At 73.4% G+C, this 14026-nt stretch carries 11 protein-coding genes; 9 read left to right on the forward strand and 2 right to left on the reverse strand.

Features of this window, described 5'->3' with window-relative positions; genetic code table 11:
- Positions 1-235 precede the first annotated feature (235 nt).
- A complete protein-coding gene (locus ACFVIM_RS25120) occupies positions 236-826 on the reverse strand; it encodes a lytic polysaccharide monooxygenase (RefSeq protein WP_384305368.1) in 591 nt (196 codons plus the stop codon).
- 321 nt (positions 827-1147) lie between these two features.
- Between ACFVIM_RS25120 and ACFVIM_RS25125 the strand changes: the two genes are divergently transcribed.
- The 3 genes from ACFVIM_RS25125 to ACFVIM_RS25135 all read left to right on the forward strand — a co-directional run bounded on the left by ACFVIM_RS25125 (position 1148) and on the right by ACFVIM_RS25135 (position 5132).
- A complete protein-coding gene (locus tag ACFVIM_RS25125; RefSeq protein WP_384305370.1) occupies positions 1148-3049 on the forward strand; it encodes an ABC transporter ATP-binding protein in 1902 nt (633 codons plus the stop codon).
- 111 nt (positions 3050-3160) lie between these two features.
- Positions 3161-4171 carry an alcohol dehydrogenase gene (locus tag ACFVIM_RS25130; RefSeq protein WP_384305372.1) on the forward strand — a complete coding sequence of 337 codons (1011 nt, stop codon included), beginning with the start codon at positions 3161-3163 and terminating at the stop codon, positions 4169-4171.
- A gap of 202 nt (positions 4172-4373) precedes the next feature.
- Positions 4374-5132: a rhomboid-like protein gene (locus ACFVIM_RS25135; protein ID WP_384305374.1), complete on the forward strand. Its 759-nt coding sequence runs from the start codon at positions 4374-4376 to the stop codon at positions 5130-5132.
- Positions 5133-5200: 68 nt separating this feature from the next.
- On the opposite strand, the gene ACFVIM_RS25140 is transcribed toward ACFVIM_RS25135, so the two are convergent.
- The gene (locus ACFVIM_RS25140) at positions 5201-6598 is read right to left on the reverse strand and encodes a ricin-type beta-trefoil lectin domain protein (RefSeq protein WP_384305376.1); all 1398 of its coding nucleotides are present in this window, start codon (positions 6596-6598) and stop codon (positions 5201-5203) included.
- 515 nt (positions 6599-7113) lie between these two features.
- On the opposite strand from ACFVIM_RS25140, the gene ACFVIM_RS25145 reads away from it, so the two are divergent.
- The 6 genes from ACFVIM_RS25145 to ACFVIM_RS25170 all read left to right on the forward strand — a co-directional run bounded on the left by ACFVIM_RS25145 (position 7114) and on the right by ACFVIM_RS25170 (position 13640).
- Positions 7114-7848, forward strand: coding sequence for a hypothetical protein (locus ACFVIM_RS25145; RefSeq protein ID WP_384305379.1), 735 nt, complete (start codon positions 7114-7116; stop codon positions 7846-7848).
- 246 nt (positions 7849-8094) lie between these two features.
- Positions 8095-9738, forward strand: a complete 1644-nt coding sequence (locus tag ACFVIM_RS25150) for an APC family permease (RefSeq protein ID WP_384305381.1) — start codon at positions 8095-8097, stop codon at positions 9736-9738.
- Positions 9739-10006: 268 nt separating this feature from the next.
- Positions 10007-10843: a hypothetical protein gene (locus ACFVIM_RS25155; protein WP_384305392.1), complete on the forward strand. Its 837-nt coding sequence runs from the start codon at positions 10007-10009 to the stop codon at positions 10841-10843.
- A gap of 57 nt (positions 10844-10900) precedes the next feature.
- Entirely contained in the window at positions 10901-12454 is a 1554-nt protein-coding gene (locus ACFVIM_RS25160; RefSeq protein ID WP_384305383.1) for an acyltransferase, read from the forward strand.
- 19 nt (positions 12455-12473) lie between these two features.
- The gene (locus ACFVIM_RS25165; RefSeq protein WP_384305386.1) at positions 12474-12713 is read left to right on the forward strand and encodes a hypothetical protein; all 240 of its coding nucleotides are present in this window, start codon (positions 12474-12476) and stop codon (positions 12711-12713) included.
- Between the two features lie 351 nt (positions 12714-13064).
- Positions 13065-13640 (forward strand): glycoside hydrolase family 25 protein, encoded by a 576-nt coding sequence (locus ACFVIM_RS25170; RefSeq protein WP_384305389.1) that lies wholly within the window; start codon positions 13065-13067, stop codon positions 13638-13640.
- Positions 13641-14026 lie beyond the last annotated feature (386 nt).

Below are 14026 nucleotides of genomic sequence, written 5' to 3' on the forward strand. Positions count from 1 at the left end.
CGGTGGCGCCGCCCGTACGCGGGACCGGACCTGGCTCGGTGCCGGCTGGACGCCGGGTGGGGAGCGGGGCCGGGTTCCACTCGGGTCCTGGCTCAGGCCCCGGCCCGGGCCCCGGCTCAGGGTTCGGGCCGGGACCCGGTCAGGGTCGAGTCAGGGGTGGGTCGGGGTTCGATCGGGGTCCGGCCGGGGCCGGGTCAGGGGAAGCAGGGGTGGGATAGGGGTGGACGGGGAGGGGTCAGAAGGTGACGTCCGAGCAGGCGTAGAACGCGTTCCCGGTGTCCGCGATGTTCCAGACCCCGAGGATCAGATGCCTGCCGGACTTGCCCGGCAGGGTGCCCGAGTGGCTCACCGTCTCCGGCGGCTGCTTGCCGCCGAACGGCACGGTGAGGAAGGGCTGGGTCTCCAGGTCGGCGCGGGTCAGCACCCGGGCCGGGTTGTAGCCGTCCTTGGTGATGTAGTAGCGGAAGTCGCTCGTGGCGTGCCGGGCGGTGAACCGCCAGGTGAAGGTGCGGCTCTCGCCCGCCCGTACCGAGGTCGCGGGCCAGGCGCCACCGCGCGGGTCGTCCAGTTCGGCGAAGCGGCCCACGCCCGCCGAACACAGCTTGCCGTCGGCGGGCCCACTGGCGGGGAAGCCCTTGGGGCCCTCGACACTCTGCGGCTCGTAGATGATCAGCCCGCAGTTCTTGACGGTGCCGTTGGCACACGCCTTCTGACGGCTGATGGGGCCTTCGGTGTAGCCGTGGCTCTGCGCGCTGCCGGTGGCGACGAGGACGGAGGCGGCGACGACCCCGAGGCTGATCAGGGATGACGTGATCTTTCTGCGCATGCTTCGCTCCTGTGGGGGTGTGAGGGAGCTGTGGGGAGGGTGAGCCGTATGTTGGGGGCTCACCGTCATGCGGTCTAGACCAAGTCTGAGAATAGCCCCTTGGTCTAGGCCATGTCTATACCAAAGTCAAGATGTTTCAGGGGTGATGGTGGTCTCGTGTGACGGGACGTCATCCGCGAGGTGGCTTCGAGGAGAGATGTTGCGCGGCGGCGCTTCCGCGCGAACGCGCCTTGACCTCAAGCTTGGTTGAGTTATTAGCGTTCCTGACGTTCCCGGGCGGGTCTCCGCGCCAGGACTTCCCCCTGTCAGGAAGGCACTTCCATGAGCATGGAACTCACCGCGTGGTCCTCCCTCCAGAGCACCGTGCAGGCCCAGCGCGACCAGCGGCCGTTCTCCCGTGCCACGCTGCGGCGCATCCTGGTCTTCGCCCGGCCGCACCGGGCGCGGATCCGCTGGTTCATGCTGATCGGCGTGGCCACGGCGCTGCTCGCGGTCGCGACACCCGTGCTCGCGGGCCGGGTCGTCGACGCGATCGTCGGCGGCGCCGAACCCGGGCGGGTGCTCCGGCTCGCCGGGCTCATCGCCCTGATCGCCGTCGCCGAGGCCGGACTCGGGCTGCTGGGGCGCTGGTTCTCGGCCCGGCTCGGCGAGGGACTGATCCTCGATCTGCGCACCGCCGTCTTCGACCACGTCCAGCGGATGCCCGTCGCCTTCTTCATCCGCACCCGTACCGGAGCGCTGGTCAGCAGGCTGAACAACGATGTCGTCGGCGCCCAGCGGGCCTTCAGCAGCACCCTCTCCGGGGTGGTCACCAACCTGGTGACCCTGCTGCTCACCCTCGCCGTGATGCTCACGCTCTCCTGGCGGATCACCCTGCTCGCCCTGCTCCTGCTGCCCGTCTTCGTCCTTCCCGCCCGCCGCACCGGTACCCGGGTCGCCGCGCTCCAGCGCGAGGCCGCGCGGCACAACGCGGCGATGGGCACCCAGATGACCGAGCGCTTCTCCGCGCCCGGCGCGACCCTGGTCAAGCTGTTCGGGCGGCCCGAGGAGGAGTCGGCCGAGTTCGCGGAGCGGGCCCGCCGGGTCCGGGACATCGGTGTCCGTACCGCCATGGCCCAGTACGTCTTCATCACCGCCCTCACCCTCGTCTCCGCCCTGGCCCTCGCCCTCGTCTACGGGCTCGGCGGTTACCACGCCCTGACCGGGGGGCTCGAACCCGGCGCCGTCGTCGCGCTCGCCCTGCTGATCACCCGCCTCTACGCGCCACTGACCGCCCTGGCGGGTGCCCGGGTCGAGATCATGAGCGCCCTCGTCAGCTTCGAGCGGGTCTTCGAGATCCTCGATCTGCGGCCGCTGATCAGCGAGCGCCCCGACGCCCGGCCGGTGCCGTCCGGTCCGGTCACGGTGGAGTTCGACGGCGTCGGCTTCGCCTACCCCTCGGCCGACGAGGTCTCCCTCGCCTCCCTGGAGGAGATCGCCGCGCTCGACACCCGTGGCGGCGGACAGGTCCTGCGGGATGTCTCCTTCCGGGTCGAGCCGGGGCGGATGGTCGCCCTCGTGGGTTCGTCCGGCGCGGGCAAGTCCACCCTCGCCCACCTGCTGCCCCGCCTCTACGACACCGACAGCGGCGCGGTGCGGCTCAACGGGGTGGATGTGCGCGACCTCGGCGCCGCCTCCCTGCGGGAGACGGTCGGCCTGGTCACCCAGGACGGTCATCTCTTCCATGACTCGGTCCGCGCCAACCTGCTGCTCGCCCGGCCCGGCGCCAGCGACGACGACCTCTGGGAGGCGCTGCGCCGGGCCCGGCTCGACGGGCTGGTCGCCTCGCTGCCCGACGGGCTCGACACGGTCGTCGGCGAACGCGGCCACCATCTCTCGGGCGGTGAGCGGCAGCGGCTGACCATCGCGCGGGTGCTGCTCGCCCGGCAGCGTGTGGTGATCCTCGACGAGGCGACCGCGCATCTGGACTCCACCTCCGAGGCCGCCGTCCAGGAGGCGCTGGCCGAGGCGCTGGAGGGGCGCACCGCCGTCGTCATCGCCCACCGTCTCTCCACGGTCCGACACGCCGACGAGATCCTCGTCGTGGAGGAGGGGCGGATCGCGGAGCGGGGCACCCATGAGGAGCTGCTCGCCGCGCGGGGACGCTATGAGCAGCTCTACCGGACGCAGTTCGACCAGCCGCGCCCGGTGGACACACCGGTGAACGCCTCCCGCGCCGGGTGATGGCCTTCGGCCCGCCGTGGCGTGACCGGACGCCCCACCGGGAGAAGGGGGGCATAGTGGGATAGAAAGGGCGCAGTGTCGGGTCGAGAACGAGGACAGCGGAGGCGGGCCATGAGGGTTGCTCAGGTGGCGGCGGCCGGAGAGCCGTTCGAACTGGTGGAAGCCGACCCGCCCACCCCCGGCCCCGGCCAGGTCCGGATCGCCGTCGACGCCTGCGGCATCTGCCGCAGCGACGCCGGTTTCGTCCAGGCATCCTTCCCTCATGTCACCTTCCCCCTCGTCACCGGCCATGAGATCGCGGGCCGCGTCGACGCCCTCGGCCCCGGTGTCAGCGGCTGGCGGCCGGGCGAGCGGGTCGAGGTCGGCTGGTTCGGCGGCCACTGCGGTCACTGCCGTCCCTGCCGCCAGGGCGACTTCATCCTCTGCACCGCGCTCCAGGTGCCCGGCTGGGCCTACCCCGGCGGCTTCGCCGACGCCGTGGTCGTCCCGGTCAGCGCCCTCGCCCGGATCCCCGACGAACTGTCCGCCACCGAGGCGGCCCCGCTGGGCTGCGCGGGTGTGACCGTCTTCAACGCCCTGCGCCGCAGCGCGGCCCGCCCGGGGGACCTGGTCGCCGTGCTCGGCGTCGGCGGCCTCGGCCACCTCGGGGTGCAGTACGCGGCGGCGCTCGGCTACGACACCGTCGCCATCGCCCGGGGTGAGGACAAGCGCGAGCTGGCCCTGACCCTCGGCGCCCGGCACTACGTCAACAGCAGCGCGGGCACCGTCGCCGACGCCCTGCGCGACCTGGGCGGCGCCCGGGTGGTCCTGGCCACCGCGGCCAGCGCGGACGCGATGTCCGCCACCATCGACGGGCTGGCGCCCCGGGGCGAGCTGATCGTGCTCGGGGCCTCCCCGCAGTCGCTGACGGTCAGCCCCACGCAACTGATCTCCGGCGCCCGGAGCATCCACGGCCACCCCTCCGGAACCTCCCAGGACGTCCAGGACACCCTGGACTTCACGGCCCGCGGCAGGGTCCGCCCGATGGTCGAGACGGCCCCGCTGGACCAGGTCAACGACGCCTTCCAGCGCATGCTCAGCGGCGCCGCCCGCTTCCGTATGGTCCTGACCATGAACACCTGAACCCGGTCCCGCCGAGGTCGTTTCTTTTGGATCAGGCGAGCCCAGCAAGATCCGCAAGAGACGGCCGAGCACACCTGAACCGCCCGTGGCGCGGCGCGAGCGGTCGCGACGGCCACGGCATGAGCCGCGGCGAGGTCCAGCCACGCGGACCCGCCCGCCCGTCCATCCCGCCCCCGGGCCCGGGAGATGAGGGAATCCGTTGATGCGCTTCTTCTCCCGCCGGTCCGGGGGCCGCCGCTCCACCGGGCCCCGCCGGCCCTTCGCGGGCACGCTCCGTACGGGCTCCGCCGCCGTCCTGTCCTTCGTGCGCGGCGCGCCGGGCACCTACATCTGGCTCGCGGTCCTGCTGGTCACCACGGTCCTCATGCACCATATGAATCCGCAGTTCGAGACCGACTTCCTCCGCCGACGCTCGACCAACATCCATGAACTGTCGACCAACCCGGTGCGCGTCCTGATCAGCAGCGCCCTGTGGATCGACGGCGGCGGCTGGCTGCTCTACGCGGTGCTGTACACGGTCTTCCACGCACCGGCCGAGCGCTGGCTGGGCACCCTGCGCTGGCTCACCGTCGCCGCGAGCGCCCATGTCCTGGCCACCCTCCTCAGCGAAGGCGCGCTGCTGTGGGCGATCCGCCACGGCCTCGCGCCCCAGTCCTCCGTCAACACCCTCGATATCGGCGTGAGTTACGCGCTCGCCGGAGTCATCGCCGTCCTCACGTACCACATCACCCCGCCCTGGCGGTACGTGTACCTGGCGGGCGTCCTCGTCGTCTACGGCGCCCCCCTGATCACCGGCAGGACCTTCACCGACCTCGGCCACTTCACCTCCGTCCTGATCGGTCTGGCCTGCTACCCCCTCACCCGGCACCGCGGCCCGGCCTGGAACCCCGGGGACACCCTGACCCGGGTGCGGCGCCGCACAGGAGGCGACGACGGCGCGCCGCGGCGGACCGCGCCGTAGACTCCGCCGCCGTACGTACGGTGGGCACTCCTCAGCGCTGGGGCGGTACCGCCGCCGTCCCCACCGGCTCAGCGCGTCCAGCGCCAGTACAGTTCGGGCCGCGCCGAGGCGCCGCAGCCCAGGAGGGCGAGACGGGGACTGCGCCGGGCGTGTCCCTTCCCGTGGGCGGGCAGCTCGCGGTCGTCCTGGACGAGGCACCGGTCCCGCGCACCGACGATCCGCCAGGCCGTCCGGTGCCACGACGGGCTCCGCCAGGGAACACGGCGCCACACCTGGGCCCGGTCACCGTTCCCACAGCGCCGCAGACCGACGGTCCCGGTGCGCGCCGTCAGACACGAGGACCGGTCCGACCGTGGCCTGATCGTGCCGCCGGTACCGAAGAACCACCGCTGGGCGGCGGAACCGTCGCAGCCACGGATCCTGACCCCCGCCGCTCCCCGTGACCCGCCGGACCGGTCGAGACACTGCGCCGGATCCCGGCCCGAGTGACGGGTGGTCCGGCCGATGTCGCCGAGGATCTCGCCGGGGCGCGGAGCGCGGTGCGCCCGGGGGTACTGGCGGTGGACCCACATGCCCCAGTCGCGCCGGAGCGGACCCCGGAAGGGCTCGGCGTGCGCACAGGCGCCGAAGGCCCGGCACTCACGGCCGCCGATGTACCAGCGCGCCGCCTCCTCCTTCTCCGCCGAGACACCGGGGGACAGGTTCGGCCGCAGGGAGGACATGGTGTAGCCGAGATAGGACAGGACGGGAACCCCGAGGGCATAGCCCACCCTGCGGAGATACCGGGCCCCGATCCCGTGGTCGCTGTGGTCGAGACCGCCGCCGAGTCCGAAGCCGAAGGAGGCGTGGTCATGGTCGAGCGTCAGCACCCGCTCCGCCCCGCCGCGCCGGACGAGCGCCGACACCGTCGCGAGCAACCGCGCCTCGGTGTAGCGCACGGTGCTCTGGAACGCCCGGATACGCGGTCTGCTCCCGTCGAACAGCCTCAGCAGACTCTCCGGGGACTGCCCCTGGGGCAGCCCGTCATGGAGGCCGAGGAAGGTCAGCCGTACCTCGGCGGTCCCGGCGCGGCCCCCGAGGAGGAAGGAACGGACCCGGATCCCGCCGGCGTCCACATCGTCCCGCCGCCAGACGTCGGCCACCCCCGCCATCACCGCGTACGCCGCCCGCACCCCGTATTCCCGCCGCTCCACATACCTCCGGGCCCGGGTCCGGTCCCGCTCGCCACCGTCACCGGCGGTCAGATAGAGGGTCTCGACCGCGCACCCGGCCCGCACGGTCCGGCCGATCTCGGGGTTGACGAAGAACAGGTCGTCATCGGGGTGCGCCACCCCCACCAGGGTCCGTACGCAGCGGGAGGTGTCCTTCCCGGCGGCGGCGGCGGCGGACGGCACGGGCCCGGTACCCGGGACGGGCCGGGAGGAGCAGGCCGACACCAGCACGGCACAGACGGCGAGCAGCGCCACGAGGGTCCCCGCACCCGGTGAACGCCCCGTACACCGACGACTGCGCACCATCGAACGAGACCTCCCGCGCCACGCGGTCCGAGCCCGGGGAGCGTCACCCGCCGAGCCGTCGGGAGTCAATCGACACACACCACGGGCCACCCGGATGGAGCCGCGCCACGAGCCGCGCACCGCCCGCACGGCACGTCCCCCGGTCGTGTCCGCGGGGTCCGGCCCCGCCCGCCGCCCGGCGCGGTACGGGAGGTGTGCCCGGCGGCCCGGCGCGGGCGACGACTCACACGTTCGACGCGGGGACGGTGAGCGCTTCGGGCGGCCGTACCCTCTAGATTCGCCGTCATGGGGCGTGTCCGACCATGTGCGCAGGCCGACGTGTGTCCCACCGTGCGGTGGCGACACCCCTCCTTCGCCGCGCCCCGGCACGCCCCGCCGGGGCACGGCGACCGGCCCGCCCGCCCGCGCCGCCGTGCCGAGGCCCCCTTCACCCGCCCCGGCCAGGAACAGCCCGGGGAGCGCCGTTGACCACCGTCAGGGCCATCGCCCGGCGCGAGTGGGGGCCGCTGTGGTCGACCGTACGAACGGCCCTGGCCGTACGGCGCTGGCGGGCCGCCCCGCTCACCCTGGCCCTGCTCGGGCTCATCGTGTGCGTCCAGCTCATCCAGCTGACGGACGGGGGCCGCGAACTCGTCGAGGACATGGGCGGGGTCCGGGCGGAGGACCCGTTCCGGCTCGCCCTCGCACGCACTCCGTTCTCGCTCGCCGTCCTCGGGACGGATCTGCCCATCTGGGGTGCGCTGGTGCAGGTGCTGGTGGTGTTCGGCGTCGCGGAGATGGTCCTGGGGTGGCGCCTGACCCTGCTGATCGCCTACGCCAGCACCCTCGCCGGGACGCTCTACGCGCGCCTCGGTGTCGCCCTCGGACCCGGCGGCGCCCTGGGGCTGCCCGCCTCGGCGGCGCGGATCGTCGACACGGGGCCGTCCGCGGCGGTGGTCGGGCTGGCGGTCGGTGTCTGTGTGTATCTCCGGGCCTGGCTGACCGGGACCGTGGTGATCGCGCTGGTCATCGCCGAGGTGATCGTCGTGCCCAATCTGGCGGGCCGGGAGCATCTCGTGGCCGTCATGGCGACGCTGGCTCTGTGCTCGCTCCCCGCCCTGCGTGGGCCGCGTCGCCGACCCCGTAGCGACGGGGACGGCGGGGCCGTGGCGGGCGACGGGGACGGCGACGGGCCCGGCCGGCCCCGGACCAGGCCCTGACCCGCGCTGGTGACCTGGGGCCTGGGCGGGAGCCGCGGTGTCGGTCCGGCATGTCGTCGGTCAGCGGCGGCGCCCCGGCGCAGTGCTCCGGCCGCGACCCCGGACTCCGGGGACGGGGTGCGCTCCATACGGGTCACACCCTCCGCCAGCCGGAGTGGACGGCCCCGTACCGGGACAAGGAAGGGGCAGCCACAGCCGCGCGGGGTCCCTCCGCGCGGCTGCCCAACGGAGCGAGGGTGCCCCACGATGCCGAGCCCGACCGCGCCCGACCGCGTGCCCCGCAATCCCGGTCTCCGGCGGGAGATCGGAACGATCGGCCTGAGCTGGGTATCCGTCGGCTCCATCATCGGCTCCGGCTGGCTCTTCGGCGCGCTGTTCGCGGCGCAGGCGGCGGGAACGGCCTCGCTCGTCTCCTGGGGCATCGGGGCCTTCGCGATCACCGTCCTGGCGTTCGTCCACGCGGAGCTGGGTGCCGCCTACCCGGTCGCGGGCGGCACGGCGCGCTTTCCGCACTACGCGTTCGGCAGTGTCGCCGGGGCGTCCTTCGGCTGGTTCTCCTGGCTCCAGGCCGTCGCCACGGCGCCGATCGAGGTCATGGCGTCACTGAACTACCTCAGTGTCCACGCCGACTGGATCCAGACCGACAAGAACCACCTCACCGCCGCCGGTTACGGGCTGGCCGTCGCCTTCATGGCCTTCTTCGTCATCGTCAACTTCCTCGGTGTCCGCTGGCTGGCCCACACCAACAGCCTGGCGACCTGGTGGAAGATCGCCGTCCCCGTCGTCACCATCGCCGTGCTGATGGCAACCGCGTTCCACGGCGCCAACTTCGGTCATCAGGGCTTCGCCCCCTTCGGCGCCCAGGGCGTCCTCTCCGCCGTCAGCACCGGCGGCATCATCTTCGCGCTGCTCGGTTTCGAGCAGGCCGACCAACTCGCCGGTGAGAGCCGCGACCCCGCCCGGGACATCCCCCGCGCGGTGATCGGATCGATTGTCCTCGGCACGCTCGTCTACGTGGCGCTCCAGGTGGCCTTCATCGGCGCGCTGCCACCGAGCGCGTTCGCCCATGGCTGGGCCGATCTCACCTTCACCGACAAGGCGGGTCCGTTCGCGGGGCTGGCCCTGTCGGCGGGGGTCGGCTGGCTCGCCGTCCTGATCTATGTCGACGCGGTCGTCTCCCCCACCGGCACCGGTCTCATCTACACCACCGCCGCCTCCCGCGTCTCCTACGGCCTCTCCCGCAACGGCTATGTCCCCGCGGTCTTCGAGCGGACCACGGCCCGGGGCGTGCCCTGGTTCAGTCTGCTCTTCGCCTTCGCGGTCGGGCTGATCATCTTCCTCCCGTTCCCGACCTGGCAGAAGCTGGTCGGCTTCGTCACCTCCGCCAGTGTGCTGATGTACGCGGGCGCGCCGCTCGCCTTCGGATGTCTGCGCAAGCAGGACCCGGCACGGCACCGCCCCTACCGGCTGCGCGGCGGCGCGTTCTGGGCGCCGGTCGCCTTCGTCGTCGCCAACCTGATCATCTACTGGGCCGGCTGGGACACCCTGTGGCGGCTGGGCCTCGCGATCGTGCTGGGCTATGTGCTCCTCGGTGGCTCGGCCCTGCTCCGGCTCAACCCGAAGGTCCCCCACCCCGACTGGCGCTCGGCGCAGTGGCTGCCCGGGTATCTGCTGGGGATGGGAGTGATCTCCTGGCAGGGCCGCTACTGCAGCACCGGCCCGGCCCCGGAGGTGTCCTGCGGGGCGACCGGGGCCATCCCGCTGTGGTGGGACATGGTGGTGATCGCCGCCTTCAGCCTGCTGATCTACTACTGGGCGCGGTCGGTGCGGCTGCCCGACCGGGAGACCCAGGAGTACATCGGCTCCGTCGTCCCGCTGACCGGTGGCTGAAACCGGCCCCGGCACCCTGACGGGTGGCTGATCCGGCTCCGCCCTCGCTGACGGGTGGCTGAACCGGCTCCGCCCCCTCGCTGACGGATGGCTGACGCGGCCCCCCGACGCGGGGCCGGTGGCTGACGCGGCCCCCGGCGCGGCCGGTGGCTGACACGGCCCCGGCGCGGCCGGTCAGGTGCTTCCCCGGGACATCGGCTCCCCGCTCCCCGGCCGGTCCACCGGATCCGCCGACGCCGTGACCTAGAGTCCGTCCGTGACCCTGGGGATGGTGTGCGCGCTCGCATCGGCGCTCTGCTACGGCACCGCCTCCGTCCTCCAGGCCCTCGGCGCCCGCGCCGCGGAACCGGGCACCGGAGCCGGGGTCGACCCCGTTCTGCTGGTGCGCGCCCTGCGGCAGGGGCGTTTCGTCCTCGGGCTCGCCCTCGACACCCTCGGATTCCTGCTCCAGATCGTCGCCCTGCGGTCGATCCCCCTCTACGCGGTGAGCGCCGCCCTCGCCGCGAGCCTCGCGGTCACCGCGGTGGTCGCCTCCCGGCTGCTGCCGGTGCGGCTGAGCCGGGTCGAATGGGGTGCCGTGCTCGCGGTCTGCGCGGGACTGGCGGTGATCGGCCTCGCCTCAGGGGCCGTGGGATCCCGTGCCGGACCGCCCCTGCTGCCCTGGTCCCTGCTGGTCGTCGTGGTGGCGGTCCCCCTGGTCGGCGTGGTCGCCGGACGGCTTCCGGACCGTTCCCGCGCCCTGCTGCTGGGGCTGGGCGCGGGCATCGGCTTCGGGGTCGTGGAGGTCGCGGTCCGGCTGATCGACTCCCTCACCCTCCCGGCGCTCGTCGGCGGCCCGGCGCCCTACGCGCTGGTCCTCGGCGGCGTGACCGGATTCCTCCTGCTGACCTCCGCGTTCGCGCATGGCTCGGTGACGGTGGCGACGGCGGGCATGGTCATCGCGGAGACGACCGGTCCGGCCCTGGTGGGGCTGGCCTGGCTCGGCGACCGGCCGCGCGCGGGGCTTGAGTGGCTGGCCTTCCTGGGGTTCGCGGCGGCCGTGGCGGGGGCCCTGGCCCTCTCCCGGTTCGGTGAGCCCGCCGCCGGGGCCGCGCGACGGGGGTGAGCCCGCCACCGCCGCCGAGAGCCCCCGGGGCGGGGGAACCGCGCGACGATGGAGAGCGTGAGGGCGGAACGGAACCGCTGTGTGGATCTCCTGCGGGTAGGCGCCATCGCCGCGGTCGTGCTCGGTCACTGGCTGCTGGTCGATGTCACCTACCGTGGCGGAGCGCTGTCCGGCCAGGACGCCCTGGAGCAGATCGGGTGGGGCCGCTGGCTGACCCTCCTGTTGCAGGTCATGCCGGTCTTCTTCCTCATCGGCGGGTACGCCGACGCGGTCTCCTGGACCGCCCACCGGGCGGGCGGCGAGCCGTGGTGGTCGTGGGTGCGCGGCCGGACGGCACGGCTGGCCTGGCCCACCGCCGTGTACCTCGCGGTCTGCGCCTCCGCCGCCGTCGTGGCCCGGGCGGCGGGCGTCGAACCGAAGGTGCTGGCCCTGGCGGGCTGGCTGGTCGCCCTGCATCTGTGGTTCCTGCCGGTCTACCTGCTGCTGATCGTCCTGACCCCCGCGCTGCACACCGCCCACCGGCGCTGGGGCGCGGCGGTGCCGATGGCGATGGCGCTGGGGGCCGTGGGCGTGGACGCGCTGGTGCTGGGCCCGCGCCTGCCCGTGATCGGGTTCGCCAACTATCTGCTGGTGTGGGGGACGACGCACCAGTGGGGGTTCGCCTGGCAGGACGGCACACTGACGACTCCGCGGTGGCGCTGCCGTGCCCTGGCCGCCGCCGGTGTCGTGCTCCTGTGCGCGCTGGTCGGCTGGGGCCCCTTCCCCGTCGACATGATCGGCGCCGGTACCCGGGTGGGGAACACCGCCCCGCCCTCGGTCGCCCTGCTGGCCTTCGCCGCCGCCCAGACCGGCCTCGTCCTCATGGCCGAACCGGCGCTCCGGCGTCTGCTCGGCCGCCCCCGGCTGTGGGCCCGGGTCTCCCGTCTCAACGGCGCGGTCATGACCGTCTACCTGTGGCACATGATCCCCGTACTCGTGGTCGCCGCCCTCTTCTACCCGACGGGCCTCGCCCCTCAGCCCGCCATCGGCTCCGCGCCCTGGCTGGGGCTGCGACTGCCCTGGCTGCTTCTGCTGAGCGCCCTGCTGGTGCCGCTCACGCTGGCCGTGGTGCGCGCCGAGCGCCCCCTGGGGCGTATACCCGAGGGACTGGGTGTCCTGGGCTGGTGGTCGCCGGTGCTCCTGCTGTGCGCTCTGGGTGCCCTGGCGCCGGCCCTCGCCGCCCTGGCCATCGGCGGCTTCGCCGCCGGCGGTCACCTCGGCGTCCCGCCCCTGGCCCGCTACGGCCTCGGCCTCCTGGCCCTGCTGTACGCGGGGCCGGGGCGGCCCGCTCGTCCGCCGCCTCCTGACGGTGGCCCGCTCACCGGACCGGGCCCGGCGGGCCGCACCACACCGAAGGTGCCGGGCGGCGGACGCCTCACCGCGCGCGGCGCCGGATCCAGTGCGCCCGGCGCTGGTAACGGGCGACGGGCCGTTCGGCCGGAGCCATGGGCGCGGGGGGCGGCCCGGGAGCGCTCCCGGCACCGGGCGGCGCGGGTGTGTCCCGTGGTGGTCCGAGCCCCTCGGCCGAGTACTGGGTCGAGGCGATGGCCTGGACGAGTTGTTCCTCGGTGAAGTTCTCCGAGCCCGGCACATGGGGGACAAAGCCGATGAGCACCCCGTCACCGACGATCTCGGCGTCGAGCCCCGCCGCGCCGTCGACGTCCCAGAGCGCCTCGATCCCCTCGTCGAGCACCACCCGTACTCCGAACTCGTACACCCCCGCCTCCACGAGATGGGCCATCACCCCACGGGCCCGCAGGGCCGAGACCACTCGGGCGGCGCGTTCCCCGTCCACGCGCGTCACACCTCCTTCGCGTACGGCGACCGGTGATCCGCTCCCTGGTGGGCCCGCTGGCGACGGTCATGGACCACCACGGACGACCGCTGACGGGTGCCCGGCAGTCGGCGCCCCGTGTCCTGGACGCGCCCCGTCGCGCCCGCGATCTCACCGTACTCCGCCGCACCCACGTCGGCGTGTTCTGCCAGCGACGGCGGGCTGTGCCCCCGGTCGGCCGCCGTGCCCCCCGTAGCGCCGTGGCCCGTCGCGCCGGGCGTGAGCACCGCGGTACGGGGCGGAGGGGGTCGGTGCCCGACCGTGACATCGGAGCGCGGAAATCGTTAAGTATGAGGGTGTATAACGCCTTCCGGTATGTAAAGACGACTCTGAGGGGGATCATCGATCATGACCGGTACGACCGTTAACGGGCTGGATGTCTCGGCCTATCAGCCGACGTACGACGCCAGCGGATGCGCCTTCGTCTTCATCAAGGCGACCGAAGGGCACACCTGGACCAGCCCGGCCCTGGCCAAGCAGACCGCGGCCGCGCGGGACGCGGGCGCCGTGGTCGGCTTCTACCACTTCCTCTGGCCCGGTGACATCGCGTCACAGGCCGCCCACTTCGTCGCGCGCTGCGGCAGCGCGCCGGGTGACATCCTGGCGTGCGACTGGGAGACCACCACCGACGGCACTGCCGCCCCATGCGCCCAGAAGGACGCCTTCCTCGCCGAGGTGCGGCGGCTGCGGCCGAAGAACAAGGTGGTCCTCTACTGCAACACCGACTTCTGGCTCCACCGGGACACCACCTCCGACTGCGGTGACGGTCTGTGGATCGCCGATGTGACCACGGCCGGGCACCCGCGCATCCAGCACGCCTGGCGCTTCCACCAGTACAGCTCGTCCGGCGGGCTCGACCGGAACGTCGCCGACTTCGCCAGCCACACGGCGCTCCGCTCCTGGGCGAGGGAGCCGCTGGCCTGAGGGCGGGTTCCGGTCCGGCCGGGCGCTCAGCGAGCCCGGAAGCCGGGGGCGGTGGGCCGGCCGGTGCCCCTCGGCCCGGCGGCTCCCCGGGCAGGGAGGGACGGAGTGCCACGGAAGTGCCACACCCGTGCCCGACGATGGACGAGCCCGGGGAATCCGTATGACCACCCGTTGAAGCGGACGCGGGTGAGGAGCCATCGGGCGGCCGAACCGCCGGGGACCCGGCTACCGGAGTGACCATCGGTAGCCGAGTGGCGGTCCGGTCCGATGAGCGGTTCGTGCGGGGAGCGCGGCAGAGGTGTCGCCGCTCACCGTACGGGCCGGGGTGGGCCGGCAGTCGGTGTCACGGCCCGCCATCCGGGGGAACGACGAGGAATGGTGTCACC

This window comes from Streptomyces sp. NPDC057638 (assembly GCF_042800315.1).
Taxonomy (GTDB): domain Bacteria; phylum Actinomycetota; class Actinomycetes; order Streptomycetales; family Streptomycetaceae; genus Streptomyces.

Excerpts from the sequence above, each read along its gene's own strand:
- ACFVIM_RS25120 (WP_384305368.1), bottom strand. The coding sequence starts at position 826 with ATGCGCAGAAAGATCACGTCATCCCTGATCAGCCTCGGGGTCGTCGCC.
- ACFVIM_RS25125 (WP_384305370.1), top strand. The coding sequence starts at position 1,148 with ATGAGCATGGAACTCACCGCGTGGTCCTCCCTCCAGAGCACCGTGCAG.
- ACFVIM_RS25130 (WP_384305372.1), top strand. The coding sequence starts at position 3,161 with ATGAGGGTTGCTCAGGTGGCGGCGGCCGGAGAGCCGTTCGAACTGGTG.
- ACFVIM_RS25135 (WP_384305374.1), top strand. The coding sequence starts at position 4,374 with ATGCGCTTCTTCTCCCGCCGGTCCGGGGGCCGCCGCTCCACCGGGCCC.
- ACFVIM_RS25150 (WP_384305381.1), top strand. The coding sequence starts at position 8,095 with ATGCCGAGCCCGACCGCGCCCGACCGCGTGCCCCGCAATCCCGGTCTC.
- ACFVIM_RS25155 (WP_384305392.1), top strand. The coding sequence starts at position 10,007 with ATGGTGTGCGCGCTCGCATCGGCGCTCTGCTACGGCACCGCCTCCGTC.
- ACFVIM_RS25165 (WP_384305386.1), top strand. The coding sequence starts at position 12,474 with ATGGGGGACAAAGCCGATGAGCACCCCGTCACCGACGATCTCGGCGTC.
- ACFVIM_RS25170 (WP_384305389.1), top strand. The coding sequence starts at position 13,065 with ATGACCGGTACGACCGTTAACGGGCTGGATGTCTCGGCCTATCAGCCG.